General features: G+C 61.9%; 25 protein-coding genes. 11 read left to right on the top strand and 14 right to left on the bottom strand.

Translation table 11 applies throughout. The annotated features are described in order from the left end of the window. Nucleotides 1–42 precede the first annotated feature (42 nt). From V8P77_RS20855 to V8P77_RS20845, 3 genes are all read right to left on the bottom strand, one after another. Complete coding sequence (locus V8P77_RS20855) at nt 43–1,926, bottom strand: ABC-F family ATP-binding cassette domain-containing protein (RefSeq protein ID WP_335914069.1); 1,884 nt, start codon at nt 1,924–1,926, stop codon at nt 43–45. 101 nt (nt 1,927–2,027) lie between these two features. Continuing rightward, nucleotides 2,028–3,077 (bottom strand): GGDEF domain-containing protein, encoded by a 1,050-nt coding sequence (locus V8P77_RS20850; protein ID WP_335914068.1) that lies wholly within the window; start codon nt 3,075–3,077, stop codon nt 2,028–2,030. Nucleotides 3,078–3,218: 141 nt separating this feature from the next. Further along, on the bottom strand, nt 3,219–3,728 hold the full coding sequence (locus V8P77_RS20845; RefSeq protein WP_335914067.1) for a DinB family protein: 510 nt from the start codon (nt 3,726–3,728) through the stop codon (nt 3,219–3,221). A gap of 139 nt (nt 3,729–3,867) precedes the next feature. Here V8P77_RS20845 and V8P77_RS20840 point away from each other — a divergent pair, with 139 nt between their 5' ends. After that, nucleotides 3,868–4,557, top strand: a complete 690-nt coding sequence (locus V8P77_RS20840; RefSeq protein ID WP_222060366.1) for a glutathione S-transferase family protein — start codon at nt 3,868–3,870, stop codon at nt 4,555–4,557. Nucleotides 4,558–4,638: 81 nt separating this feature from the next. Next, entirely contained in the window at nt 4,639–5,061 is a 423-nt protein-coding gene (ndk, locus tag V8P77_RS20835; RefSeq protein WP_335914066.1) for a nucleoside-diphosphate kinase, read from the top strand. An 84-nt stretch (nt 5,062–5,145) separates the two neighbouring features. Here ndk and V8P77_RS20830 read toward each other — a convergent pair whose 3' ends face one another. Further along, on the bottom strand, nt 5,146–5,646 hold the full coding sequence (locus V8P77_RS20830) for a hypothetical protein (RefSeq protein ID WP_335914065.1): 501 nt from the start codon (nt 5,644–5,646) through the stop codon (nt 5,146–5,148). Beyond that, nucleotides 5,643–6,188 (bottom strand): CGNR zinc finger domain-containing protein, encoded by a 546-nt coding sequence (locus tag V8P77_RS20825; RefSeq protein ID WP_025393986.1) that lies wholly within the window; start codon nt 6,186–6,188, stop codon nt 5,643–5,645. Before V8P77_RS20825 ends, V8P77_RS20830 begins: the two co-directional genes overlap by 4 nt. A gap of 64 nt (nt 6,189–6,252) precedes the next feature. Here V8P77_RS20825 and V8P77_RS20820 point away from each other — a divergent pair, with 64 nt between their 5' ends. After that, nucleotides 6,253–7,149 (top strand): branched-chain amino acid ABC transporter permease, encoded by an 897-nt coding sequence (locus tag V8P77_RS20820; protein WP_335914064.1) that lies wholly within the window; start codon nt 6,253–6,255, stop codon nt 7,147–7,149. Between the two features lies 1 nt (nt 7,150). Here the strand turns inward: V8P77_RS20820 and V8P77_RS20815 are convergent, their stop codons facing one another. The 5 genes from V8P77_RS20815 to V8P77_RS20795 form a co-directional block, all read right to left on the bottom strand. Continuing rightward, on the bottom strand, nt 7,151–7,612 hold the full coding sequence (locus V8P77_RS20815) for a molybdenum cofactor biosynthesis protein MoaE (protein WP_335914063.1): 462 nt from the start codon (nt 7,610–7,612) through the stop codon (nt 7,151–7,153). Nucleotides 7,613–7,873: 261 nt separating this feature from the next. Continuing rightward, on the bottom strand, nt 7,874–8,128 hold the full coding sequence (gene moaD, locus V8P77_RS20810; RefSeq protein WP_335914062.1) for a molybdopterin converting factor subunit 1: 255 nt from the start codon (nt 8,126–8,128) through the stop codon (nt 7,874–7,876). Next, complete coding sequence (gene pgsA, locus V8P77_RS20805; protein WP_003547103.1) at nt 8,125–8,715, bottom strand: CDP-diacylglycerol--glycerol-3-phosphate 3-phosphatidyltransferase; 591 nt, start codon at nt 8,713–8,715, stop codon at nt 8,125–8,127. The genes moaD and pgsA overlap by 4 nt, the downstream gene beginning before the upstream one ends. Nucleotides 8,716–8,907: 192 nt before the next feature. Continuing rightward, nucleotides 8,908–10,950 carry an excinuclease ABC subunit UvrC gene (gene uvrC / locus V8P77_RS20800; RefSeq protein WP_335914061.1) on the bottom strand — a complete coding sequence of 681 codons (2,043 nt, stop codon included), beginning with the start codon at nt 10,948–10,950 and terminating at the stop codon, nt 8,908–8,910. Next, on the bottom strand, nt 10,947–11,714 hold the full coding sequence (locus tag V8P77_RS20795) for an SDR family oxidoreductase (protein ID WP_335914060.1): 768 nt from the start codon (nt 11,712–11,714) through the stop codon (nt 10,947–10,949). Before V8P77_RS20795 ends, uvrC begins: the two co-directional genes overlap by 4 nt. A 365-nt stretch (nt 11,715–12,079) precedes the next feature. On the opposite strand from V8P77_RS20795, the gene V8P77_RS20790 reads away from it, so the two are divergent. Then, entirely contained in the window at nt 12,080–12,715 is a 636-nt protein-coding gene (locus V8P77_RS20790; RefSeq protein ID WP_003547106.1) for an outer membrane protein, read from the top strand. Between the two features lie 77 nt (nt 12,716–12,792). Here V8P77_RS20790 and V8P77_RS20785 read toward each other — a convergent pair whose 3' ends face one another. Both V8P77_RS20785 and V8P77_RS20780 read right to left on the bottom strand, forming a co-directional pair. Next, on the bottom strand, nt 12,793–13,389 hold the full coding sequence (locus tag V8P77_RS20785; protein ID WP_335914059.1) for a glutathione S-transferase: 597 nt from the start codon (nt 13,387–13,389) through the stop codon (nt 12,793–12,795). Between the two features lie 62 nt (nt 13,390–13,451). Beyond that, nucleotides 13,452–14,321, bottom strand: a complete 870-nt coding sequence (locus V8P77_RS20780; RefSeq protein ID WP_335914058.1) for a 23S rRNA (adenine(2030)-N(6))-methyltransferase RlmJ — start codon at nt 14,319–14,321, stop codon at nt 13,452–13,454. 16 nt (nt 14,322–14,337) lie between these two features. Between V8P77_RS20780 and V8P77_RS20775 the strand changes: the two genes are divergently transcribed. From V8P77_RS20775 to V8P77_RS20765, 3 genes are all read left to right on the top strand, one after another. Beyond that, on the top strand, nt 14,338–16,542 hold the full coding sequence (locus V8P77_RS20775) for a molybdopterin-containing oxidoreductase family protein (RefSeq protein WP_335914057.1): 2,205 nt from the start codon (nt 14,338–14,340) through the stop codon (nt 16,540–16,542). Further along, nucleotides 16,539–17,132 (top strand): NUDIX domain-containing protein, encoded by a 594-nt coding sequence (locus V8P77_RS20770; RefSeq protein WP_335914056.1) that lies wholly within the window; start codon nt 16,539–16,541, stop codon nt 17,130–17,132. The genes V8P77_RS20775 and V8P77_RS20770 overlap by 4 nt, the downstream gene beginning before the upstream one ends. A gap of 177 nt (nt 17,133–17,309) precedes the next feature. Then, nucleotides 17,310–18,479 carry an alpha-D-ribose 1-methylphosphonate 5-triphosphate diphosphatase gene (locus tag V8P77_RS20765; protein WP_335914055.1) on the top strand — a complete coding sequence of 390 codons (1,170 nt, stop codon included), beginning with the start codon at nt 17,310–17,312 and terminating at the stop codon, nt 18,477–18,479. Nucleotides 18,480–18,752: 273 nt separating this feature from the next. On the opposite strand, the gene purN is transcribed toward V8P77_RS20765, so the two are convergent. Both purN and purM read right to left on the bottom strand, forming a co-directional pair. Then, nucleotides 18,753–19,424: a phosphoribosylglycinamide formyltransferase gene (gene purN / locus V8P77_RS20760; RefSeq protein WP_335914054.1), complete on the bottom strand. Its 672-nt coding sequence runs from the start codon at nt 19,422–19,424 to the stop codon at nt 18,753–18,755. After that, the gene (gene purM / locus V8P77_RS20755; protein WP_335914053.1) at nt 19,421–20,494 is read right to left on the bottom strand and encodes a phosphoribosylformylglycinamidine cyclo-ligase; all 1,074 of its coding nucleotides are present in this window, start codon (nt 20,492–20,494) and stop codon (nt 19,421–19,423) included. Before purM ends, purN begins: the two co-directional genes overlap by 4 nt. Before the next feature lie 245 nt (nt 20,495–20,739). Between purM and V8P77_RS20750 the strand changes: the two genes are divergently transcribed. From V8P77_RS20750 to ppx, 4 genes are all read left to right on the top strand, one after another. Beyond that, complete coding sequence (locus tag V8P77_RS20750) at nt 20,740–21,864, top strand: AI-2E family transporter (RefSeq protein ID WP_335914052.1); 1,125 nt, start codon at nt 20,740–20,742, stop codon at nt 21,862–21,864. After that, nucleotides 21,857–22,570, top strand: coding sequence for a DnaA regulatory inactivator HdaA (gene hdaA, locus V8P77_RS20745; protein ID WP_131622371.1), 714 nt, complete (start codon nt 21,857–21,859; stop codon nt 22,568–22,570). Before V8P77_RS20750 ends, hdaA begins: the two co-directional genes overlap by 8 nt. Before the next feature lie 66 nt (nt 22,571–22,636). After that, on the top strand, nt 22,637–24,841 hold the full coding sequence (locus V8P77_RS20740) for an RNA degradosome polyphosphate kinase (RefSeq protein WP_077976173.1): 2,205 nt from the start codon (nt 22,637–22,639) through the stop codon (nt 24,839–24,841). Nucleotides 24,842–24,853: 12 nt separating this feature from the next. Further along, nucleotides 24,854–26,371, top strand: coding sequence for an exopolyphosphatase (ppx, locus tag V8P77_RS20735; RefSeq protein ID WP_168258216.1), 1,518 nt, complete (start codon nt 24,854–24,856; stop codon nt 26,369–26,371). The last annotated feature ends 267 nt before the right edge of the window (nt 26,372–26,638 follow it).

The following is a 26,638-nucleotide window of genomic DNA, read 5'->3' as shown; positions in this document are numbered from 1 at the left end:
TTGGGCACCTCGGTCTTCTTGAATTTCAGCGTCACCCTGTGGCTATCCCGCCATCGCTTCTTCGTATTCGGCCGACAGCATCAGCCAGTCTTCCTCGGCGGCAGCGAGTTTTGCCGCGGCTTCGCCGCGTTGCTTCGCCTTCTCGGCGGCCTTGGCGGGCGTCTTTTCGTAAAGGGCGGGATCTGCAAGTTCCGCGTCAAGCGCCTGAATCTGTTTCTCCAGCTTCGCCGTCAAGGATTCGATTTCGTTGATCTTTTTCCTGAGCGGCGTCAGCGAGGCGCGACGTTCGGCATTGAGCTTGCGCTGGTCGGCCTTCGACGTCGCGTCTTCAACTAGCTGCGGCTTTTCTTCTTTTTTTTTACCTGAAGTGACGATGAGGTCGCGGTACTCGTCCATATCGCCTTCGAAACTCGTCACCGTGCCGCCATTGACCAGCCACAGCCGATCGACCGTCGCCTCGATCAGGTGACGATCATGCGAGATCAGGATTACCGCGCCTTCGTAGTCGTTCAGCGCCTCGATCAGCGCGCGGCGGCTATCGATGTCGAGGTGGTTGGTCGGCTCGTCGAGGATCAGCAGATTAGGCGCATTGAAGGCGGCAAGCCCCATCAGCAGGCGGGCTTTTTCGCCGCCGGAAAGATCCTTGGCGGCCGTCGCCATCTTCTCGGTCGCAAGCCCCATCTGGGCGACGCGAGCGCGCACCTTGGCCTCCGGCGCGCCCGGCATCAGCCGGCGCACATGCTCCACCGGCGATTGCTCGGGGATGAGGTCGTCGAGTTGGTGCTGCGCGAAGAAGCCGATCTTCAGGCTCGGCGCGATCTTCACTTCACCGCTCTCCGGCGCCAGCCGGCCGGAGATGAATTTGGCGAAGGTCGATTTGCCGTTGCCGTTCGAGCCGAGCAGGGCGATGCGGTCGTCATTGTCGATGCGCAGATTGAGGTTTTTCAGGATCGGATTGCCGGGCTCGTAGCCGACGGCGCCGCTCTGGATCGCGACGATCGGCGAGGCCGGCTGTTTTTCCGGCTCGGGAAAAGTGATCGGCTGTACGTGGTCCTCGATGACAGCGGCGACCGTTCCCATGCGCTCGAGCGCCTTGACGCGCGATTGCGCCTGCCGGGCCTTGGAAGCCTTGGCCTTGAAGCGATCGATGAAGCCCTGCAGATGTTTGCGCGCCGCGTCGTTCTTGGCCTTGGCCTTGGTCTGCAACTCGTCGGCTTCCGCCTTCTGCCGCTCGAACTGGTCGTAACCGCCGCGATAGAAGGTAAGCTTCTTCTGGTCGAGATGGACGATCGAATTGACAGCATTGTTCAGAAGATCGCGGTCGTGGCTGATGATGATGACGGTGTGCGGATAGCGCCGGATGTAGTCTTCCAGCCACAGTGTGCCTTCGAGGTCGAGATAGTTGGTGGGCTCATCGAGCAGAAGCAGGTCCGGTTCGGCAAAAAGCACGGCTGCGAGCGCAACGCGCATGCGCCAGCCACCGGAGAAGGAGGAGGCGGGGCGCGCTTGTGCCGCCTGGTCGAAGCCGAGACCGGCAAGAATGCTTGCCGCGCGCGCTTCGGCCGAATGCGCGTCGATATCGACGAGGCGCATCTGGATTTCGGCAATGCGGTGCGGGTCGGTCGCCGTTTCCGCCTCGGCAACGAGAGCGCTGCGTTCCTTGTCCGCGGCAAGCACGATCTCGATCAGCGCGTCCTCGGTCGCCGGCGCTTCCTGCGCTACCTGGCCGATGCGGGCGGCCTTCGGTATCGACACCGATCCGCTCTCCGAGCCGAGATCGCCGGTGATGACGCGAAACAGCGTGGACTTGCCGGCGCCATTGCGCCCGACGAGCCCCGCCTTCGTGCCCGAAGGCAGCGAGACGCTGGCATTGTCGAGAAGCAGGCGCCCGGCGATGCGGGCGGAAATATCGGTGATCGTGATCATGGCCGGCGTTTTGGCCGAAAGCGCCCGCCAAGGCAAGAGCGCTTGTCAGTCCTGGAGCATGATGCTGAAAGTGGGAGCGGTTTTCGGACCCGCCGCTGGATCTAACGGCCGAAAGCCTGCACCGGCAGTCGGGGGTTCGATTGCGCGGCGAGAAGCGCCACGCGGGCATTGGCCTGCAATTGTCCCGGCGTTGCCGCGTCGGTGCTGAGCGCCACGCCGATCGAGATGGTGAGCCTGCCGGGATCGGCCTTGTCTGATGTCGCAAAGACCAGATTGTCTTCGACGGAGGCGCGCAGGCGTTCGGCGATAGCAATCGCATTCTGCATGCCGACATTGGAAAACAACAGGGCGAATTCGTCAGCCTCGGTGCGGGCGACGAAATCGTTCTTCTTGACCGACTTGCTGAACAGGCCGGCGAACTTCTTCAGGAGCTTGTTGCCGGCCTGGGTGCCGTATTTGTCGTTGAGATCGGTGAAATTGTCGATATCGACCATGATCAGCGCGCTGCCGGCCGCACCTTCTTCGCGCTTGTAGAGATCAGCGATCGTCCGGTTCAGCGCGATGCGGTTCGGAAGCCCGGTGATCCTGTCGGCGATCGCGGCCGATTGCATCGCCGAAATGCCGCGCTCCAGCGTTTCCAACGTCTTGATATCGTCCTGCAGCTTCGCGCTGATGTCGGTCTCCACGGCAAGAACCGTCGAAAGCGATGCGGTGAGGTAGTCGACCTCGCTGAGGAAGGCGGCAAGGCTCTGATCGTCCTGGCCGGAAACGGATTTCAGGATCGTGCCACAGGCGCGCGCAAACGCGTTCTTGTGCTTCAGCCCTTCGGCAAGCCTTTCCGCCACGTCGCGCAGCATCCGGCTCGCCTCGTTTCGTGATGTCTCGCCTGCCAGCCCGCAATGGCCGACGAGGCGGTATTTCAGGCCGAGTTCGTCGAGCATCGGCTGCTGCGGCTGCGATCCGAGCGCTGCGATATCCTGCGCAAGGCCGGCATTGAGCCCGACGATCGCCTCGTGAAAGAGTTCGTAATTGCGCGGTAGGGCCGCGACGTTCAGACGCGCCATGTGCTGGGCGATCTTCTGAATATCCGCCATCGGCGCCGGGCGGGCAGCCTCGCGCGGCACCAATGCGTTTGCGCTTGCATTCTGCATGACGATCCCTCGCGGCAGCCTCTTTTCCTATGTTCCGCTATGCCCGCAAGCTTTTAAGAGAGGCTGAACTTTTAATCGGAAGCCCTGGATTCGCGGGCGGAACCCGTAAAGGCGGTTAACGCGGCCTTGATGGCGAAGACCTCACATCCATTCGCGGCCCTCGACCCGCAGGAAGTAGATGAGATCAATCACGAGGCTCGGCTTGCCGAGCGCCGTCAGCGTCATGTGGCACTGGCCGCGATGATGGGTCTGGTGGTTGAAGAAATGCGCGAGCGCCGACGACAGAGGCTGGGTGATCTCGACCGGCTGTACCACTGTTACATAGGTGAAGTTGGCGGCAAGCGCCGCCTCGTCCAGCATGCCCGTCCAGGCAATGATACGCTCGTCCTCTGCTTTGCGTGCGCCGGCAAGCGCATCCAGATCTTCGAAGAGCACGGCATCGAGTGTCGCCGGCGCTTCGCCGGTGCCGGTGAAGCGCTTCATCCATATCCGGTCGGCGACGAGCAGATGATTGAGTGTGCGATCCAGTGAGCCGAAGAAAGCGCCACGGTCGCTGCGGAATTCCGCGTCGCTGAGTTCGGCCGCAGCCGCGTAGACTTGGCGGTTGGCCCAGCGATTATAGGCGGCGAACATCCTGTAATGTCTGAGCATCCTGTCCCCTCCCGTGTCGTATCGGCAGTCTAGCCGGTTTCCCTAGAAAGCCGAGTGATGACACCATGAAATTTCCTGATTTGATCGCAGGCGCTTTCTGTCGTCGAATGCATTAAGCTGCGATCTCGAAAGGACTGTCATGACCAGAGCCCTCTATTCCCTCTGCGGCGCCGACGAACGGCGCTTCTTTTCGCCCCATTGCTGGAAGGCGGTGATGGCGCTGGCGCATAAGGGGCTCGATTTCGAGGAGATTCCGACGACCTACGCCCGCATCCGCGCGATCGGCGGCGGTGTCTCGTCGATTGTGCCCGTTCTCGACGACAATGGCCGGCTGATCCCCGACAGTTTCGACATCGCCCTCTATCTGGAGGAGGCCTATCCCGAGCGGCCGTCGCTGTTCAACGGCGAGGGCGGCAAGGCGCTGTCGCGCATGGTGGAAGGCTATTCGCAGATGATCATCCATCCGGCGATCATGCGCATTGCCCTTCTCGACATCCATGCGAACCTCGATGAGGCAGACAAGGCCTATTTCCGCGAAAGCCGGGAGGCTCGGCTCGGCAAACCGCTGGAGGTGGTTGCCGCCGACAGCGAGGCGGAGAAGGCTACCTTCGGCGCCAAACTGGAGCCGCTCCGGCACATGCTGAAGTTCCAGCCCTTCATCGGCGGGCAGACACCGCTCTTTGCCGACTATATCGTCTTCGGCGCGCTGCAATGGCTGCGTGTGTCCGCCGGTCTCGCCATGCTGGCCGCCGACGATCCCGTCATGGCCTGGTTCGAACGCTGCCTCGATCTTCACCAAAGCCGCGGCAGGACTGTGACAGCGGCGTGAAATTGCCGCCTACCTCTTGTTTTCGGGCGTTGGGGCGGGTAAAGACCCCCCACTTTTCCCGAGAAAACAGAGGATTTGACTATGGCGATTGAACGCACCTTCTCGATGATCAAGCCGGACGCGACCAAGCGCAACCTGACGGGCGCCATCACCAAGATGCTCGAAGATGCCGGCCTGCGTGTCGTCGCTTCCAAGCGCGTCTGGATGAGCCGTCGCGAAGCCGAAGGCTTCTACGCCGTTCACAAGGACCGTCCCTTCTTCGGCGAACTGGTCGAAGGCATGATCTCCGGCCCGACCATCGTCCAGGTGCTGGAAGGCGAAGGCGCGATCCTCAAGAACCGCGAGATCATGGGCGCGACCAACCCGGCTAACGCTGACGAAGGCACGATCCGGAAGGTTCACGCTCTGTCGATCGGCGAAAATTCCGTTCACGGCTCGGACGCTCCTGAAACGGCTGCCCAGGAAATCAAGTACTGGTTCTCCGACACCGAAATCGTCGGCTGAGGCCTCGCTTCGGCATTCGCCGGCAAAACCTTGAATTGACTCTCGAAAGCCGGGGCTTCGCTCCGGCTTTTTCTGTGCATTTCTCTATGCCGGGCATTTGTCCGTATTCGAGAAATCGACGCTGCCGTCCGGCTTGAAGACCTCCGGGTTCTTGTCATAAAACGCGCCGACGACGAGTGGCTTGCTCGGTAGGACGGTCTGGTCGAGATCGGACCGGAACTGCGTCTTCAATTCCTGCAGCACCTTGCCGTCCTTGTCGACCAGCCGGACACTGACGGAATAGGGACGGTCCTTGCGCACGCAATGCAGGTTTTCGCTCTGCAGCGCGATCTTGTCGTCGATCGGATAGATCTTCTGGTTCAGCACCAGCGGATCGCCTCCTTCAGGATTTTCGAATTCAGCGATGATGACCGAACCGTCGGGAATAGGCCCCGTCTTTTTCAGCGTCAGCAGGTAGGTGGCGCTCGCCACCCGATAGTTGAAGACGAAGAGATGGCCGGTGACCTCGACCAGGTTTTCAGCCTGGCGCTGGCAGGCTGACAGCATCAGCCCGGCGGCGGCCATCATGATCCAATGCTTTCTCATCGTGTCTCCTCCTTCTTGCGGCGATAGTGCCGGTTCGCCTTGGCGCGGTTGCCGCAGACCGCCATGTCGCACCAGGCCCGGCTTCTGTTTTTGCTGCGGTCGATGAACAGCCAGCCGCAATTGCCGCAGATCTTCATGCGCTCCGGATCGGGCATGGCGATCAGCCGCAGCGCCGAATGGGCGGTCGCCGCAACCAAGCTGTCGGGCCTCGTGTCGCGCAACGCCTTCGCCAGTGCCTCCAGCAGGCTAGCGAGCAGTTGGTCGTCGCCTCCATCAAGTATACGCTTGCGGAAATAGAGGTCGATCGCTTCCCGCAGCGCGATGAAATCCGCCTCGTTTTCCGCCGCCACCGGCGCGGTGTCGCCGAAGAGGGCCCGCTCGGCGCAGAATTCGGCGGCGGCGCGCGGAAAGCTCCGCATCTGGTCCCTGACCGCGAAGCGGTCGATACGCCGCGTGGTATCGTGGCGCAGAACGACGCTGTTGACGACATCGAGCGCCAGTGCGCCGCCGGCAAAGCGGTGAGGGGTCCAGGAAAAGCTCATGATAAATTATAACTGGCGAAATGGGTTTTACCAGTTATAATTTTACTGACGCGGAGTGTCCGGAATGGCTTATCTTCTGCAGCAGCTGGCGAATGCGGTTCCGCTGGCCGCCCTCTATGCCGCGCTCGCCTTCGGTTATGCCGTCGCCTTCGGCGTGACGAAGCGGGCCGACATCACCTATGGGGCGATCTTTGCCTTCGCGGGCCAGATCCTGCTGCTCTTCACCGAACTCGCCTTCAACCGCTTCTGGCTGGTGCTGCCGGCCGCCCTTGCCGTCGGCGCCGGCGCTTCCATCGTCTATTCGCTGGCGGCGGGCCTATGGATCGGTCGCTCGATCATGCTGCCGCTGGTCAGCAAGTCGTCGAATACGGTCATCGTCGCTGCCCTCGGCATCATGATCGTCCTCATGGAGACCGCCCGGCTTGCCGCCAATACCCGCGCCATCTGGCTGCCGCCGTTCCTGAACGACACGGTCGTCTTCTGGAGCGACGGCCCGTTCAAGGTGACGCTCACCCATATCCAGTTGATCGACACCGCGCTGATGTGCGCCATCGTCGTCGTGGGTACGCTGATCCTCAGGCGCACGGCCTGGGGCCGCGTCTGGCGCGCCGTCACCGATGATCCGCTGGCGGCCGAACTCTGCGGCACCAGCGCCAACCGCGTCTTTCTTGTCGCCTATGGGGCCGCAGCCCTCGTCGCCACCATCTGCGGCATCCTCGCGACTTTCTACTACGGCTCGATGGATTTCGGCGCCGGCCTTATGTTCGGGTTGAAGGTGCTGCTGATTGCAGCCGTCGGCGGCCATTCCGATCCGCTGCGCTCGGCAGGCGGCGCTGCCGGCCTCGCCGTCGTCGAAACCATGTGGGGCGCCTACGGCCCCTTCGTCTGGCGGGATCTGGTCGTCTTCTCGCTGCTCGTCCTGCTCTTGGTCATGAGCCGCAGGGAGCGAGTGGTGCTCTAACTTATTTCCACTTGTCGCGGGCTGCGTCGTCGGCGTCTTTCGCCGAGACCCAGTCGCTGGTGGCGCCATCCCTGGCGTGCTCCTTCTTCCAGAACGGGGCAGCAGTCTTCAGGAAATCCATGACGAAATTGGCGCCGTCGAAGGCCGCCTGCCGGTGCGGCGCGGCTGCCACGACGAGCACGATATTCTCGCCGACTGCGATCTTTCCGTAACGGTGGATGGCGGTGAGGCCGAGAAGTCCGAAACGCCCGATGGCAAGATCGCCGATGCGCCGCATCTCCGCCTCCGCCATGCCGGGATAGTGCTCGAGCTCGAGGGCCGCAAGCGTCCCGCCTTCATCGCGGCAGAGGCCGGAAAAGGTGACGACGGCGCCGATCCCGGGTTTGCCGTCGGAGAGCAGATCGACCTCGGCCTGCAGGTCGAAGTCCTCATGCTGGACGCGGATGGTCGGGGTGATGCTCATGATAACATCCCCAGCTGCTTTGATGCCGTAGCGGAGGTTATGGAGAGGGCGTGCCGTGCCAACCCCCCTCTGCCCTGCCGGGCATTTCGCCCACAAGGAGGGAGATTACGTGTGGCTCGACCATCGTGCCCACCTACCATTTCGCCGGGCTGCGACGTTGATTGCTTGGGAAAGTTCGTGCTCCCAGCCAATCTCCCTCCTTGTGGGGGAGATGTCCGGCAGGACAGAGGGGGGTAGCGACACGGCACCACCATCACAGCCTCACCCCCCTGTCATCGGCGGAAATATCCCGATTTCCCGGGCGCCTGATATCGGTTCGTCATGCTCGACATGCTCCATGTCGAGCGCCACGCGGATCACGTCGGGATATTGAAGTGTTGCCTCATATTCTTCGCCCAGCGTCTTCAAATGATTCAAAAGATCGGCGACGGTGACGACGGAGGAGGGGAGGTCGATCTCCTCCTCGCCCTTGCCGATGCGCTCGCGCACCCAGGCAAAATAGACAAGCCGCGTCATTCCTCGTCATCCACGATATGTTTCACGCCGGCGCGGAAATAGTCGTAGCCGGTATAGATCGTCAGCAGCGCCGCGATCCACAGCAGCGCGATGCCGGTCTGCGTCGTATAGGGGAAAATCTCGTCGCCGGCAGGGCCGGCGAGCAGAAAGGCGATGGCGACAAGCTGCAGCGTCGTCTTCCACTTTGCGATCCGCGTCACCGGCACGCTGACCTTCAGCGCCGCCAGATATTCGCGTAGGCCCGACACCAGGATCTCGCGGCAGAGAATGGTGATCGCCGCCCAGATCGACCAGCCGGCGATCGTCTGGTCGGCCGCGACCAGGAGGAGGATCGAGGCGACCAGCAGCTTGTCGGCGATCGGGTCGAGCATGCGGCCGATATTCGACGTCTGGTTCCAGATGCGCGCGAGATAACCGTCGAGGAAATCGGTGAGCGAAGCGATGACGAAGATCCACAGCGCCACCCAACGCGCCGTATTGCTGATCGACAGCCTGCCCTCGATGAAGAAGCAGAGAACGATCAGCGGTACGGCGAGGATACGGCCGTAGGTCAGAAGATTGGGAATGCTGTACGCACGCGATGCCATGGGATCGTTTCTCTGAATTGATGCACCGCTACAGCGCCGCGCGCCTTTTCGGACGAGCCAAGGACGCTGTAACACTTTAGAACCTCCGCATCATGCTCGGGCCGATGCGGTAGATGACGGCTTTGGCCGCGGACCGTCAACATTCTTTCTGTCTTTTCACCGCCTTTGCGTGGAATTTGCGACGGACGCCGGTTATTTCGCGGCGTCGTCGTGGAAATGGTTATAGACCTGCCTGGCGACGGCTTCCGATATGCCTTCCACCGCCATCAGGTCGGACAGGGCGGCGCGCGAAACCGCCTTCGCCGTACCGAAATGCTGGAGCAGCGCGCGTTTGCGCGACGGGCCGATGCCGCCGATCTCGTCGAGCGGGTTCTTGATCATCTCCTTCTTGCGCCGTGCCCGGTGCGAGCCGATCGCGAAACGATGCGCCTCGTCGCGCATGCGCTGGATGAAGTAGAGCACCGGATCGCGCGGCGGCAGCGTGAAACTCTCGCGTCCCGGCGGGAAGAAGCGCTCGCGCCCGGCATCGCGATCGACGCCCTTGGCGATGCCGATTGCCGTCACGCTGTCGGTGATGCCGAGTTCGGCAAGGATGGCGCGCACCGCCGTCATCTGCCCCTGGCCGCCATCGATGAGGATCACATCGGGCCAGGTGGGGAAGGGCATGTCGGCTGCATCGGGAGTGGCCACCTGCGCCGTCCGGTCAGGAATGCCTTCCTCCTTGATCAGCCGCGAGAACCGCCGCGTCATCACCTCCTTCATCATGCCGAAGTCGTCGCCGGGCGTGATGTCGGTCGATTTGATGTTGAACTTGCGGTACTGGTTCTTGACGAAGCCTTCCGGCCCCGCGACCACCATGCCGCCGACGGCATTGGTGCCCATGATATGCGAATTGTCGTAGATCTCGATGCGCTGCGGAGCATAGGCAAGCCCGAATGTCTCCTTGAAACCTTCGAGCAGCCGCGACTGCGACGCCGTCTCGGCAAGCTTTCGCCCATGCGCCTCGCGCGCATTGCCGACGACATGGTCGACCAAATCCCGCTTCTCGCCGCGCTGCGGCACGAGAATGGAAACCTTGTGGCCGGCCTTTTCGCTGAGTGCGGCCGCGAGCAGCTCCAGCTCCTCCACCGTCTGCGACAGCATGATCTGCTTCGGCACCGGTTTGTCGTCGTAGAACTGCGCGAGGAAGGAGTTCAGCACTTCGGCGCTCGAAAGCTGTGGATCGGCCTTCGGGAAATAGGCGCGGTTGCCCCAGTTCTGGCCGGTGCGGAAGAAGAACACCTGGATGCAGGAGATGCCGCCTTCATGGTGGATGGCGAAAACGTCAGCCTCCTCGACGCCCGCCGGATTGATGCCCTGATGGCTCTGCACATGCGACAATGCCGCCAGGCGATCACGATAAATTGCCGCCCGCTCGAAGTCGAGATCCTCGGCCGCCTGGTTCATCGCCTCGGCCATATGCGACTTCACCTTCTGGCTCTTGCCGGACAGGAAGTCCTTCGCCTCCTGCACCAGTTCGCCGTAACCCTCGTCGCTAACCTCATGGGTGCACGGTCCGGAACAGCGCTTGATCTGGTAGAGCAGGCAGGGCCTCGTGCGCGTTTCGAAGACGCTGTCGGTGCAGGTGCGGATAAGGAAGGCGCGCTGCAGCGAGTTGATCGTCCGCCCGACCGCGCCGGCCGAAGCGAAGGGTCCGAAATAGTCGCCCTTTCGCGCTCTCGCACCGCGATGCTTGAAGATCGCCGGCGCCCGGTGGTCGCCGGTGATGAGGATATAGGGAAAGGACTTGTCGTCGCGCAAAAGCACATTAAAGCGCGGCCGCAAGCGCTTGATCAGATTCGCTTCCAGAAGCAGCGCTTCGGTTTCCGTGCGCGTCGTCACGAATTCCATATTCGCCGTCTGGCGCACCATCTGGGCGATGCGATTGGAATGCACGCGGCCGACGGCGTAGTTGTTGACGCGCTTCTTCAGGCTGCGCGCCTTGCCGACATAGAGCACGTCGCCCTCGGCATTGAACATGCGGTAGACGCCGGGGCTGTTCGGCAGCCGCTTGACGAATTCGCCGATCAGTTCCGCGCCGAGGAGCCCGGTTTCATTGAGGCTGCCCGCATTCCAATCGACCGTCGCCGCAAGCGGCGCGGCGACGGAAGCGTCGCCTTCCACCTCGATATCGTCTTCGCTCTCGTCCGTGTCGTCGTAGAGAACGCCGCCATCCGGCAGCTTTCGTCCGTTCATTCCGTAATCTCCGCCACATCGGGCGTCTGCCAGGCGAGGTGCTGGCCGCCGTCGAGGGCAATCATCTGGCCGGTGATCGAGGGCGTGTCGTAAAGGAAGCGAATCGTTTGTCCGAATTCCTCCAGCGCCGGCCCTCGCTGCAAGATAAGGGCTGAGACCTGCGCTTGGAAGTCCTCCATCGCCTGCCGCTCGCTCGGCATCGAGGGGCCAGGGCCGATTGCATTGACGCGGATGCGTGGCGCCAATGCTTGTGCAAGTGTCTGCGTCGCCGTCCACAGCGCGGATTTGGAGAGGGTATAGGAATAGAAGCTGGGCCTCAGCGCCCAAACCCGTTGGTCGATGATATTGACGATCAGCCCCGCTGCCTCAGCGGGCATCTGCTGCGCGAAGGCCGCCGCAAGGATAGAGGGCGCACGGACATGCAGGTCGAAGTGCAATGCCCAGCTGGCGGCGTTGAAACTCCGCGCTGAATCATGCTGGAAGACCGACGCATTATTGACGAGCAGATCGAGCGGCCCGAGCGCTTCCGACGCCCTTGTAATGAGCTCGCCCGTTTCGCCGAGATCGCTAAGGTCGGCCTGCAGGGCGATCGCCCGATAGCCCTTCTGCCGCAATTCCGCCACCAGCGCTTCGGCCTCACCGATGGAGCCGTTCGCGTGGATCGCGACGGAAAAGCCATTTGCAGCAAGGTCTTCGGCGATTGCCCGGCCTATTCTTTTAGCAGCCCCTGTTATGAGGGCCGAGCGAAGTCTTTTGTGGTCCAAAATCTTGCCTTCTGATCCCGCGAGTCTGTACGCAACCTATATAGGGGGCAGCGAAGATTATATAAATAGGCTGTTCCAGTTGCGTCGGCGGGCCGGATATTCTATGTATTATTTAAGAATGCGATTTCCTAAAATAAGTATTTTAAGTTTAACTCTTCGGTAGGGTTAACAAAGTATATGTTGCGCCAAAGCAACATCGAATTTCGGCCATGCGGCAGCCACAATGATATCACAATTTGGCTCTTTCAAATCCGCATTTCAGTTCCAATTTCAGTCTCGATCCGGAAGGGACATCTGGCAATATCCCGCCAATGCTTCACTGATAGACAGTGATCAAGCGACGCGGGACTGAAAGGAGACTAAGTATGCGTGTACTCATTGCTGGCCTCATGGCCTCCGTTTTTGCAATTGCGGGCGTCTCGGCAGCTCAGGCGGCCGATGCCGTCGACCAGGTTCCGGAAGCACCGGTCGCCCAGGAAGCTCCGGTCAAGCCGGCTGGCAACTGGGAGGGCTTCTACCTCGGCGGCGCCGGCACCTATAACATGGGTGACTTCGGTTCCGACCGCCACACCTACGGTTTCGGCGGCCAGGTCTTCACCGGCTACAACTGGCAGCAGGGCCAGATCGTTTACGGCGTTGAATCCGATCTCGGCTACAGCGGCGACGACGTCTCCTCGGGCGGGGTCGAGAACAAGTATGGCTGGAACGGCTCCGTCCGTGGCCGCGTCGGCTACGACATGAACCCCTTCCTGCTCTACGGCACGGCCGGTCTTGCCATCGGCGACGTCAAGGTTTCCGACGACACTTCGGACGAAAGCAAGACGAACTTCGGCTATACGGTCGGCGCCGGCGTCGAAGCCTTCGTGACCAACAACATCACGACGCGCCTCGAATATCGCTACACCGACTACCAGAGCAAGGATTACGACCTCGACTCCGGCAGCTTCTCGCGCGGTTACGACGAGAACAGCGTCAAGCTCGGTATCGGCGTCAAGTTCTAAGCTGGTCGAATATCCGAACATGGAAAAGCCGGGCACGTCGCCCGGCTTTTTGCTGTCATCTCGTTGTTTCCGGGAGCTCAACCCTCAGACTTGAGCTCGCGGTGGGCAGGGAATTTCTTCTCGAACTGGGCAAGCCAGTCGATCAGCGGCGCATGATCGGCTTCCCACTGGTCCTTGAAGCGCAGCTCGAGATAGTCGAGCGTGGCGGCCAGCGCGAAATGTCCGCCATTGAGCTTCTTGCCTGTTTTCGGCGGATTGGCGCTGAGATGAGCGAGCCCGCTCGTCGCCTTCTTCCATTGCCGGTCGATCCACGGCTGGTGAATTTTTTCCTCGTCGCGGAAGCGCCGCTCGTAGACGATCGCCAGCAGGCAGTCGCAGACGCCATCGCAGAGCGCCTCGAGGATTTCCGCATCCGTGCGCTTGCCGTTCTTGGAAGGGTAGAGCCCGCCCTTCGTCAGCCGGTCGAGATAATGCATGATCGCCACGCTGTCGTATACCGAGATCCCGTCATCGGTCAGCAGCGTCGGGATCTTGCCGAGCGGATTGTTGTCCACCAGGATCGCCGGTCCGGTATTGGTGTCGACCCGGATGGCGTTCAGCTCCAGCCCCAGAAAATGCGCGGCCATCCGCACCTTGTTGGAATAGGGCGAGGCGGGTGAACAAAGGAGCTTCATGGGGAACACCTGATGAGATTGTGGAGCTGCGGCGCGGACTATTCCGCAAGCAGCTTAACGGGTCAATCGTCCTTGACCGCCTTGTTCTCGCCGCGCAGCCAGAAGGCGCGGTGCGAGGCGAAACGGTCTTGCGCCAGATGGTCCTTCAATGCGGGCAGCAATTGGTGCAACTCGTCCTTCAGCGTAAAGGGCGGGTTGACGATGACGAGGCCTGAGCCGGTCAATCCAGTAATGCCGCGGTCGCTGCGAACGGCAAGTTCGGCGCAGAGCATCTTCGGGATATCGAGCGCCTGCAGGGTCTCGTGGAATTCCTTGATCGGCGCGCCCTTCTTCAGCGGATACCACAGGCAATAGGTGCCGCTGGGAAAGCGCCGATAGGCCTTTTCCAGCCCCTCGGCCAACCGCCGATATTCGTCCTCCTCCTCGAAGGGCGGATCGACGAGCACGATGCCACGCTTCTCCTTCGGCGGCAAATGCGCGCCGAGCGCCAGCCAGCCGTCAAGTTCGGTGATGCGGGCGTGGTGATCGCCCTCGAACAGCCGGTGCAGCCTGACATAATCTTCGGGATGCAGTTCCATCGCCGACAGGCGGTCTTGCGGCCGGAACAGCATGCGCGCAAGTTTCGGCGAGCCGGGATAGAAGCGGATGCCGCCCTGCGGATTGAGTTCGCGGATCGCCGAGAGGTAGGGCTCCAGCAGTTCAGAAACCTGAGGGCCGAGGTCTGCCTCCATCAGCTTGCCGATGCCATCGAGCCATTCGCCGGTTTTCTGCGCTTCTTCCAAGGAGAGGTCGTAAAGCCCGATGCCGGCATGCGTGTCGAGCACGCGGAAGCCGCCATCCTTCTTCTGCATGTAGCGGATCAGCCGCGTCAGCACGACATGTTTCAGCACATCGGCAAAGTTGCCCGCGTGATAGATGTGGCGGTAGTTCATTTTTGCTGATGTCCGTATGAATTCGCGTCATGGGGAATTTTTGTGGCTTTTGGCCGTGCAAGCCTTGGAATATACAAATGCCATGAACATTGCGACCCCCATCCACGCCAAATCATCCAAGCCGGAGAATAGGGTAGGCCACACGGCCTGTCCGCATGACTGTCCCTCCACCTGCGCGCTGGAGGTTGAGATATCGGAGGATGGTCGCATCGGCCGTGTGCGCGGCGCGAACGACCATTCCTACACGTCGGGCGTCATTTGCGCCAAGGTCGCCCGTTACGCCGAGCGGCTCTACCATCCCGATCGCCTGATGCATCCCCTACGCCGCGCCGGCGCCAAGGGGGGAGGGCAGTGGCAGCAGATTTCCTGGGACGATGCGCTGGATGAGATCGCCGAAGCCTTTGTGAAGTCCGAGGCAAGGGACGGCAGCGAGGCGATCTGGCCGTATTTTTACGCGGGCACCATGGGGTGGGTGCAGCGCGATTCGATCGATCGCCTGCGTCATGCCAAACGCTACTCCGGCTTCTTCTCCTCGATCTGCACCAATCCCGCCTGGACCGGCTTTACCATGGCGACCGGCACGCTGCGCGGTCCCGATCCGCGCGAGATGGGCCGCACCGATTGCGTCGTCATCTGGGGCACCAATGCGGTGTCGACGCAGGTCAATGTGATGACGCACGCCATCAAGTCGCGCAAGGAGCGCGGCGCGAAGATCGTCGTCATCGACATTTACGACAATCCGACGATGAAGCAGGCCGACATGGCGCTGATCGTCAGGCCCGGCACCGATGCCGCACTCGCCTGCGCCGTCATGCACATCGCCTTCCGCGACGGTTACGCCGACCGCGAATATATGGCGAGATATGCCGATGATCCCGCCGGTCTCGAAGCGCATTTGAAAACCAAGACGCCGCAATGGGCCGCCGCTGTCACCGGCCTTTCGGTCGAGGAGATCGAAGCCTTCGCCAGCCTTGTCGGTACGACGAAGAAGACCTTCTTCCGCCTGGGTTACGGCTTCACCCGCCAGCGCAACGGCGCGGTCGCCATGCATGCGGCGGCCTCGATCGCTACCGTTCTCGGTTCCTGGCAATATGAGGGCGGCGGCGCCTTCCATTCGAACAGCGATATCTTCCGCATGAACAGTGCCGAACTGACCGGCCGGTCGATGAAGGATGCCGATATCCGCATGCTCGACCAGTCGCAGATCGGCCGCGTCCTGACCGGCGATGCCGTGGCGCTGCGCCACCGCGGCCCTGTCACGGCGATGCTGATCCAGAACACCAATCCCGCAAACATCGCGCCCGAGCAGCGCCTCGTCAGACGCGGCTTCGCCCGCGATGATCTCTTCGTCGCCGTCCATGAGCAATTCATGACCGAAACGGCTGAGATCGCCGATATCGTCATTCCGGCGACGATGTTCGTCGAGCATGACGATATCTACCGGGCCGGCGGCCAGAACCATATCCTGTTGGGGCCGAAGCTGGTCGAGCCGCCGCCAACCGTGCGCACCAATCTCTTCGTCATCGAGGAACTGGCCAAACGCCTCGGCGTCGCAGATCGCCCCGGCTTCGGCTTCACCGCCCGCGAGATGGTCGACCGCATCCTCGAATCGAGCGGCCTGCCGGGCTACGACCATTTCCTCGAACACAAATGGTTCGACCGCCAGCCGGCTTTTGAGGAAGCGCATTACCTGAACGGCTTTGCCCATCCGGATGGCAAGTTCCATTTCCGCCCGGACTGGATCAATCAGCCGGCGCCGAACAAGCCACCGGCGGCGATCGGCGCGCTCGGGCCGCACGCCGCGCTTCCGGCCTTCCCCGATCAGGTCGATGTCATCGAAGTCGCCGATTCCGAGCATCCCTTCCGTCTCGCCACGTCGCCGGCGCGCAACTTCCTGAATTCGAGCTTCTCCGAGACCAAGACCTCTCGCCAGAAGGAGGGCCGCCCTGAAGTGATGATCAATCCGGCCGATGCCGAAGCCAACGGCATCGTCCATGGCGATCTTGTCCGCATCGGCAACAGCCGCGGCGATCTGCGCATCCATGCCCGCATCACCACCGAAGTGAAATCCGGCGTGCTGATTGCCGAGGGGCTCTGGCCGAACAAGGCGCATATCGACGGCGAGGGCATCAACGTCTTGACCGGCGCCGACCCCGTCGCGCCCTATGGCGGGGCAGCCGTGCACGACAACAAGGTCTGGCTTCGCAGGGACGCAGTATGATGCAGCCAAAATCACGCGTGAAGATCGCCGGCGAAGAAACCCTGTCGAATGGATGGACGCGGTTGAGCAGCTATCTGCTCGACTATATCGATCGCAGGGGCGCAACCCAGCGGTTGAAGCGGGAAGTCTATCACCGCACACCGGCCGCCTGCATCCTGCTTTATGATCCGAAGCGCGACCTCGTCGTTCTCGTCCGCCAGTTCCGTCTTGCCGTTCATCTCAACGGCGATCCCGCCTGGATAATCGAGGTGCCGGCCGGCCTTCTCGACGACGACCATCCCGAAGCGGCAATCCGTCGCGAGGCGATGGAGGAGACCGGATACCACCTGCGCGATGCGCGCTTCCTATTCAAATCCTATACTTCGCCGGGTGCCGTCACCGAAGTCGTGCATTTCTTCGCAGCCCTCGTCGACACCGCCGACCGCGTCGCCGAAGGCGGCGGTCTCGACGAGGAACACGAGGATATCGAAGTCCTCGAGATCCCGCTCGGCGAGGCTGCGGCGATGATCGAAACCGGCGAAATATTCGACGTCAAGACGATCGTGCTTCTGCAATGGGCGCTGTTGAACAGGGCAACGCTGACGGGCTGATCGCGGTCATTCCGCGGGATCGCGACCGGTGAAATCTGCGGGGCAGGCGCATCGGATCATTTCCAAAGCGCAAGTTTCCGCTTTAAGACGATAAGGCGCGTAATTTCATACGACTGTCACGAAGCGGTTCTATCCGCTGCGGTTTGTCAATCGTCGGATGCGGTCAGGAGAAAGCCCATGTGGCTCAGCAATTTCACCCTCGTTCTCCCAAACGAGGTGGTGAGCGAAGGTTCCGTGCGTATTGAGGATGGCGTCATCGCCGAGATCAGGCCGGTGCCGGTCGCCGGTGCCGTCATCAATGGCGGCGGACGGCTGCTGATGCCGGGATTCGTCGATCTGCACGGCGACATGATCGAGCGCGAGATCGCCCCGCGGCCGAATGCGACGATGCCGATCGATTTCGGCATCCACGAACTCGACAAGAAGCTTGCCGCCGCCGGTGTCACCACGGCGTTTGCCGCCGTCTCCTTCGCGACCGAAAGCGTCTACGGCCACGTCCGCTCGCTGGAGACGACGTCCGCGGTGATCGAGGGCATCAACCGCTTGCGTGACGATCTGCTGATCGACCACCGTGTCCACGCCCGCTACGAAATCACCAATGTCGGCGCAGCCGCGGCACTCGAGCGCCTGCTGAATGCCGATCAGATCGACATGGTTTCGCTCACCGACCACACGCCCGGCCAGGGGCAGTACAACAACCTGCAGAGCTACATCCTCAGCATTTCCGAGCGCCGCGCCGTCTCCGAGGAAACGGCGGCGGAGATCGTCGCCAAGCGCATCGCCATGCGCAGCAATCCTGACATCGAGGCCAAGCTGAAGGAGATCGTCGCGCTGTCGCTGAAGCACAAGCTGTCGCTTGCCTCCCATGACGACGACAGCGTCGAAAAGGTCGCCGAGATGCACGATCTTGGCGTCACCATCAGCGAGTTTCCGGTCACCGCACCTGCGGCGGAGGAGGCGCGCCGTCGCGGCCTCTGGACGTTGATGGGCGCGCCGAACGCACTGCGTGGCCAGTCGATGTCGGGCAATCTCAGCGCGCTCGATGCCGCGAAGGCCGGCCTGCTGAGCGTCATCGCCGCCGATTATCATCCCGCAGCCTTCGTGCTCGGCATCTTCAAGCTTGCCGACATGGTGGAAGGCGGCCTGCCGGCAGCCGTTGCCATGGCGACCGGCAACGCTGCCCGCTCGGCCGGCCTGTCGGATCGTGGCGAGATCGCCATCGGCCAGCGCGCCGATCTGGTCGTGGTCGAGCCGGGCGATATCAACCGCATCCGCGCCACCTTCCGCGCCGGCCACTTCGTCTACAGCGACGGTACGTTGCATCCGTTAAGGGCGCTGGCGGCTTGATGCATGTCGCCCAAAAGTGCGGTTTTGGGACGAAGATATGCATAAAACAATGAGAGATGGCTGCCCCTCACCCTAACCCTCTCCCCGTAAACGGGGCGAGGGGACGTGCCATACGAGAGGTTGCGGCATGGTCCCTTCGCCCCGTTTACGGGGAGAAGGTGGCGGCAGCCGGATGAGGGGCAGCCATTCGATCCACGCGGCATTGGGACAAGCCCGAGCATCACGAAAGAAGAGTTTGTCACCAGTCTGAAGCGCGTCGCGTGGCGATGCGCTTCAGATGCGGTCGCCGATCAGCGAGATGAGTTGAGCCTTGGGCACAGCGGTCGAGGCCTCCGCGCCGACGGCCTTGCCGTCTTCCATCGTCACACGGCCTTCGGCAAAGAGCCGCAAGGCTTGTGGATAGATCTGGTGTTCGACGGTGAGCACACGCGCGGCAAGGCTTTCGGCCGTGTCGCCGGAAAGAACCGGCACGGCCGCCTGGCCGATCACCGGCCCCTCATCCATGCCTTCGGTGACGAAATGCACGGTGCAGCCGGCGATCCGCATGCCGGCGTCGATCGCACGCTGATGCGTGTGCAGGCCGGGAAACAGCGGCAGCAGGGAAGGGTGGATGTTGAGCATCCGGCCTTCATAACGCTGGATGAAGGTCGGCGTCAGCAGCCGCATATAGCCTGCCAGGCAGAGAATGTCGGGTGAAAGCTCATCGAGCGCCGAAAAGATCGCCGCCTCATGCGCATCCTTGCTGGCATAGTCCTTGCGGGGAAAGGCAAAGGTGGCGATTCCTTCGGCGGCAGCCTTGGCAAGCCCGCCGGCATCCGTCTTGTCGGAGATGACGCCGACGATCTCGGCCGGATAGTCGGCTGCCTTCGCCGCCGCGACCAGCGCCATCATGTTGGAGCCGCTGCCTGATATGAAGACGACGGCGCGTTTGCGCGGCGAGCTCATAGGGCAAGCGTGCCCTTGTAGACCGTGCCGGCAGCGCCCTCGTCGCGGGCGATCATGCGGCCGAGCGTGATAACCGTCTCGCCCTCGGCTTCGAGTGCCGCGAAAACCGTCGCGACATCCTCACCGGCGACGACGGCGATCATGCCGACGCCGCAGTTGAAGGTGCGCAGCATTTCCTTGGATTCGACGCCGCCTGTCTTGGCGAGCCATGAAAACACCGGCGGCACTTTGACGGCGGCAAGATCGATCTCGGCCGCCAGGTGCTTCGGCAGCACGCGCGGAATATTTTCCGGGAAGCCGCCGCCGGTAATGTGCGCCAGCGCCTTGATGGAGCCGGTCTCGCGGATCGCCTTCAGAAGCGGCTTCACATAGATACGCGTCGGCTCGAGCAGGGCTTCGCCAAGCTTCTTGTCGTCGGTGAACGGCGCCGGTGCATCCCAATCGAGGCCGGACAATTCGACGATCTTGCGCACCAGCGAGAAACCGTTGGAATGGACGCCGGAGGAGGCAAGGCCGAGGATTATGTCACCCTCGGCAATATCGCCGGATGGCAGGAGCTTGCCGCGTTCGGCAGCACCGACGGCAAAGCCCGCGAGGTCGTAGTCGCCGGAGGAATACATGCCGGGCATTTCGGCCGTCTCGCCGCCGATCAGCGCGCAGCCGGCCTCACGGCAGCCGGCGGCAATGCCGCCGACGATGGCCGCGCCCTGGTCGGGGTCGAGCTTGCCGGTCGCGAAATAATCGAGGAAGAACAGCGGCTCGGCGCCCTGTACCACGAGATCGTTGACGCACATTGCGACGAGGTCGATGCCGACGGTGTCGTGATAGTCGGCATCGATCGCAATCTTCAGCTTGGTGCCGACGCCGTCATTGGCGGCGACGAGAACCGGATCGGTAAAGCCTGCCGCCTTGAGATCGAAAAGCCCGCCGAAGCCGCCGATCTCGCCGTCGGCGCCGGGACGGCGGGTCGAGCGCACCGCCGGCTTGATCTTCTCGACGAGCAGGTTGCCGGCATCGATGTCGACGCCCGCATCGCTATATGTCAGGCCGTTTTTCCCAGACTGGCTCATGCTGGTCTCCGATGGCTATTTCCGGCGGCAAACGTGCCGCGTCATCTGCCGGTCGCAATTGCATGACAGGGGCTTTTATGCAAGCGCTGCATGGCGAAAGCCCCCAATTTCCCGCGTCTTCCTACCGCCTTTCCGGGATTTGGCGCGACAGGGTTGACCATCTTTGCGCCTGCATCCTATGTGCTCAATGGCCGCTTCGGATCGGATGCGGCGTCAGACGGCGACGAGCGATCAGCGGGGAAGCAATGCCACAGCAAGTCAGCGGCAACAGTCTCAAGCGTCAGATTTTCTTCTGGCTGGTGGTGCTCGTCTTCTTCATCGTCTTTCTCTATGTCTTCAGCTCGATCCTGCTGCCTTTCGTCGCCGGCATGGCGATCGCCTATTTCCTGGATCCGGTGGCAGACAGGTTGCAGCGGCTGGGACTGAGCCGCATGATGGCGACCATCGGCATTCTCGTCGCATTCGTGATCGTCTTCGCGCTGGCGCTGATGATCCTCATTCCGGTGCTGATCAGCCAGTTCAACGACTTCGCTCAACGTCTGCCGGGTTATATCAGCCAATTACAGCAGTTCATCGCGCACGCGCAGAATTCGCTGCTGCCGGACTGGGTTGAGAACCAGGTGGGCACGATCAAGGACAATCTCTCGGGCATCCTGTCGGAGGGCATGGGCTTCCTCACCGGGCTCTTTGCGCAGATCTGGAATTCCGGCAAGGCGATCGTCGACGTCATATCGCTGCTCGTCGTCACGCCCGTCGTCGCCTTCTACATCCTGCTTGATTGGGACCGCATGGTTGCCAAGGTCGACCAATGGATCCCGCGCGATTATGTCAGCGATGTCCGCCAGATCGCCAAGGAGATCGATCAGGCGATTGCCGGCTTCATCCGCGGCCAAGGCTCGCTCTGCCTCATCCTCGGCATTTATTATGCCGTCGGCCTCTCTCTCGTCGGGCTGAATTTCGGCCTGCTGATCGGCCTCTTTGCCGGCATGATCAGCTTCATTCCCTATGTCGGCTCGCTGGTCGGCCTCGTTCTCGCCGTCGGCGTGGCGCTTGTGCAGTTCTGGCCCGATTATCCGTGGATCGGCCTGGTGCTCGTCGTCTTCTTCAGCGGTCAGTTCCTGGAAGGCAACATTCTGCAGCCGAAGCTCGTCGGCTCCAGCGTCGGCCTGCATCCGGTCTGGCTGATGTTCGCCCTCTTTGCCTTCGGCGCGCTCTTCGGTTTCGTCGGACTTCTGGTTGCCGTGCCGGCCGCCGCCGCCGTTGGCGTCCTTGTTCGCTTCGCGCTTTCACGCTACCTTCAGAGCGATCTTTATTTTGGCGGATCGCTCAGTGGCCGCGCCAGGAAGACGAAATCAGTTCCCAATGAATGACGTGAAAAACGCTGATCCGAAGCGCAAGGCCGGAGAGCAACTGCCGCTGGTCTTTTCGCACGATGCCGCAAGCGGGCGCGACGACCTCCTGATCTCGGAGCGTCTCGCCGCCGCCGTTTCGATCGTCGATGCCTGGCCGGCATGGCCATCGCCGGTGGTCGTGCTCGCCGGCCCCGTCGGCTCGGGAAAATCGCATCTCGCCCGCATCTGGCGGGAATTGAGCGGCGCCGTCGACATCCACCCCGAGCCTGGCTCGGACGCGGCGGTTGCAGCTGCCGCCGGCCCGGTGCTGTTCGAGGACGCCGACCGCCTCGGCTTCGACGACAATGCGCTCTTTCACGTCATCAACAGCGTCCGCGAAAACGGCACCAGTCTGTTGATCACCAGCCGTCTCTGGCCGATGTCGTGGCCGGTTTCGCTGCCCGATCTGCGCTCGCGCCTGAAAGCGGCAACCGTCGTCGAGATCGGCGAACCCGATGAGGCGCTGTTGTCGCAGGTGATCGTCAAGCTCTTCGCCGACCGGCAGCTTTATATAGATGACAAACTCGTGCTTTATATCGTGAACCGGATGGAGCGGTCGCTGAACGCGGCCCAGACAATCGTCGAAAGGCTTGACCGGCTGGCCCTGTCGCGGGGCACGAAAATTACCCGGTCTCTTGCTGCCGAAGTATTGAATGAATTGGGAAATTCGGAACCGGCCGATTGACTGTCACAGTTCCGTCGTCAAACTGATATAATTGCCTTTGGCGATTGAAAACGGGGTAAGCGGACCATGGATAGCGCAGTCGCAGAACATCAGGAACTCACTCCGGAAATCAACGACAACACCCCCCCGCTGGAAGAGCTGCTCAAGAGCCCCGAGCGCTTCATCAACCGAGAATTCTCCTGGCTGCAGTTCAACCGCCGTGTCCTGGAAGAAACGCTGAATACCGAGCATCCGCTGCTCGAGCGTGTCCGCTTCCTGTCGATCTCGGCCGCCAACCTCGACGAGTTCTTCATGGTGCGTGTCGCCGGCCTCGAAGGCCAGGTACGCCAGAACATCGCCATCCGCAGCCCCGACGGCAAGACGCCGGCCGAGCAGCTCGATTCGATCCTGCAGGAGATCGACCATCTGCAGATGGAGCAGCAGGCCTCGCTCGCTGTGCTGCAACAATATCTCGCCAAGGAAGACATCCTGATCGTGCGCCCCGGCGCCCTGAGCGAGGGCGACCGCCAGTGGCTGGCCGCCGAATTCGAACAGGCGATCTTCCCGGTGCTGACGCCGCTGTCGATCGATCCCGCCCATCCGTTCCCCTTCATTCCGAATCTCGGCTTTTCGATCGGCCTGCAGCTCGTCAGCAAGAACGGCCGCGAGCCGATGACGGCGCTGCTGCGCCTGCCGGTGGCGCTCGACCGCTTCGTCCGCCTGCCGGATGATGGAAACACCATCCGCTACATCACGCTGGAAGATGTCGCCAACATCTTCATCCATCGGCTCTACCCGGGTTACGAGGTGCAGGGCTCCGGTACGTTCCGCGTCATCCGCGACAGCGATATCGAAGTCGAGGAAGAGGCCGAGGATCTCGTCCGCTTCTTCGAAACGGCGCTGAAACGCCGCCGGCGCGGCAAGGTTATCCGCATCGAGACCGATTCGGAAATGCCGGCGTCGCTGCGCCAGTTCGTCGTCCAGGCGCTGAGCATCCCCGATAACCGCGTCGCCGTTCTGCCGGGTCTTCTGGCGCTGAACACGCTGTCGGAGATCACCAAGGCGCCGCGCGACGATCTGCGCTTTGCCCCCTACAATGCGCGATTTCCCGAGCGCGTCCGCGAGCACGCCGGCGATTGCTTCGCCGCCATCCGCGAAAAGGACATGGTCGTCCATCACCCCTACGAATCTTTCGACGTGGTGGTCCAGTTTCTTCTACAGGCTGCGCGCGATCCTGACGTCCTGGCGATAAAGCAGACGCTTTACCGCACCTCCAACGACAGCCCGATCGTTCGCGCGCTGATTGATGCCGCCGAAGCCGGCAAGTCGGTGACGGCGCTGGTCGAACTCAAGGCCCGCTTCGACGAAGAGGCGAACATCCGCTGGGCGCGCGACCTCGAACGTGCCGGCGTCCAGGTCGTCTTCGGCTTCATCGAGCTCAAGACCCACGCCAAGATGTCGCTGGTCGTCCGTCGCGAGGATGGCAAACTGCGCACCTATTGCCATCTCGGCACCGGCAACTATCACCCGATCACCGCGAAGATCTATACCGATCTCTCCTACTTCACCTGCAATCCCGTCATCGCCCACGACATGGCGAACATCTTCAACTTCATCACCGGCTACGGCGAGCCGGAACAGGGCATGCAGCTCGCGATCTCGCCCTATACGATGCGCTCGCGCATCCTGCGTCACATCGAGGAAGAGGTCCAGCACGCCAGGAACGGTGCGCCGGCGGCGATCTGGATGAAGATGAATTCGCTTGTCGATCCCGACATCATCGACGCGCTCTATCGCGCCAGCCATGCCGGCGTCGAGATCGATCTTGTCGTGCGCGGCATCTGCTGCCTGCGTCCGCAGGTGCCCGGTCTTTCGGAAAAGATCCGCGTCAAGTCGATCGTCGGCCGCTTCCTCGAACACAGCCGCATCTTCTGCTTCGGCAATGGCCACGGCCTGCCGTCCGACAAGGCGCTGGTTTATATCGGCTCGGCCGATATGATGCCGAGAAACCTCGATCGCCGTGTCGAAACCATGGTTCCGTTGACAAATCCGACCGTCCACGAGCAGGTCTTGTCACAGATTATGCTCGGCAACGTGATTGACAATCAACAAAGCTACGAGATATTGCCCGACGGTACGTCGCGTCGCATGGAAGTGCGCAGGGGCGAAGAACCGTTCAATGCGCAGCAGTATTTCATGACCAATCCGAGCCTGTCAGGCCGTGGTGAAGCTCTGAAGTCCAGTGCGCCGAAGCTGATCGCCGGCCTGCTCGAAGGCCGCAACAACAAGTAATACTGGACCTAAATGGTTGAATCTGAAGCCCAGGGGCGCCTTCCGGGGATCGCCCCGGTCTCCGTCGTCGATATTGGATCGAATTCGATTCGTCTTGTCGTCTACGAAGGCATGTCCCGTTCGCCCACCGTCCTCTTCAATGAAAAGGTCCTCTGCGGCCTCGGCAAGGGTGTCGCCCTTACCGGCAAGATGGATGAAGACAGCGTCGCGCGGGCTCTGGCGGCGCTGCACCGTTTCAAGGCTCTATCCGACCAGGCGCGCGCCGCCACCATGTATGTGCTGGCAACGGCGGCCGCGCGCGAGGCAAGCAACGGTCCCGATTTCATTCATCAGGCAGAAACCATCCTGAACCGCAAGGTCCGCGTGCTCTCGGGTGAGGAGGAGGCGAAATTCGCTTCGCTCGGCATCATCAGCGGTTTCTACAATCCTGACGGCATTGCCGGCGATCTCGGCGGCGGCTCGCTGGAACTGATCGATATCAAGGGCAAGGAGTTCGGCAAGGGCATCACGCTGCCGCTCGGCGGCCTGCGCCTGTCGGAATATGCCGGCGGTTCGCTCTCCAAGGCCCAGACCTTTGCCCGCAAGCAACTGAAGACGGCAAAGCTGTTGTCGAAAGGCGAGGGCCGCACCTTCTACGCCGTCGGTGGCACCTGGCGAAACATTGCCAAGCTGCATATGGAAATCACCCATTATCCGCTGCATATGATGCAGGGTTATGAGGTGTCTTTCGAAGCGATGATGCTGTTCCTCGAACAGCTGACCGCGCGCGATTCCCGGGAGCCGGCGCTGCAGGTTGTTTCCAAGCACCGTCGTTCGCTGCTGCCCTTCGGCGCTATCGCCATGAAGGAAGTCCTGAGCGCGATGAAGCCGTCGGTGATTTCCTTCTCGGCGCAGGGTGTGCGCGAGGGATATCTTTATTCGCTGTTGTCGGAGTCCGAACGCCGCCTGGATCCGCTGCTTGCCGCGGCCGGCGAACTGGCGATCCTGCGTGCGCGTTCGCCGGAGCATGCCCGGGAGCTCGCGGAATGGACCGGCCGCATGATGCCCCTTTTCGGCATCCAGGAAACCGACGAGGAAAGTCGCTACCGTCAGGCCGCCTGTCTGCTGGCCGATATCAGCTGGCGCGCCCATCCTGACTATCGCGGCCTGCAGGCGCTGAACGTCATCGCCCACTCTTCTTTCGTCGGCATCAGCCATCCCGGCCGCGCTTTCATCGCGCTGTCCAACTATTACCGTTTCGAAGGCCTGCATGACGATGGCGCCACCGGCCCGCTGGCGCAGATCGCCACGCCGCAGCTCATCGAGCGCGCCAAGCTGCTCGGCGGCATGCTGCGCGTCGTCTACCTCTTCTCGGCCTCGATGCCCGGCATCGTCAAAAATCTGACCTTCCGTAAATCCTCGAACCCGGACCTCGACCTCGAATTCGTCGTGCCCCCCGAATATCGCGATTTCGCCGGCGAACGCCTGGACGGCCGCCTGCAGCAGCTGTCGAGACTGACGAACAAGCGGTTGGCGTTTCGGTTCGAATAAGTTTGATTTACAACCCGACTCGTGCCGAGCAGGCCCCCCTCTGGCCTGCCGGCCATCTCCCCCACAGGTGGGGAGATCACAAGTGGCATGACCTTCCCGCATCTTGAACGTTAAGCCGAGCTGAGCCGCTGATTGTTTGGGCGAGTCGTTGCGCCCAGCCAATCTCCCCACCTGTGGGGGAGATGCCCGGCGGGTGTCCGACCCGGATAGATAGGTAACAGAACGGACCGTTTACATAGGTGACAGTTCTCTAGCAGCCGGGAGGGC

The sequence above is a fragment of the Rhizobium aouanii genome, assembly GCF_037002925.1.
GTDB lineage: Bacteria > Pseudomonadota > Alphaproteobacteria > Rhizobiales > Rhizobiaceae > Rhizobium > Rhizobium aouanii.
This window is presented reverse-complemented; position numbering and strand designations above follow the sequence as displayed.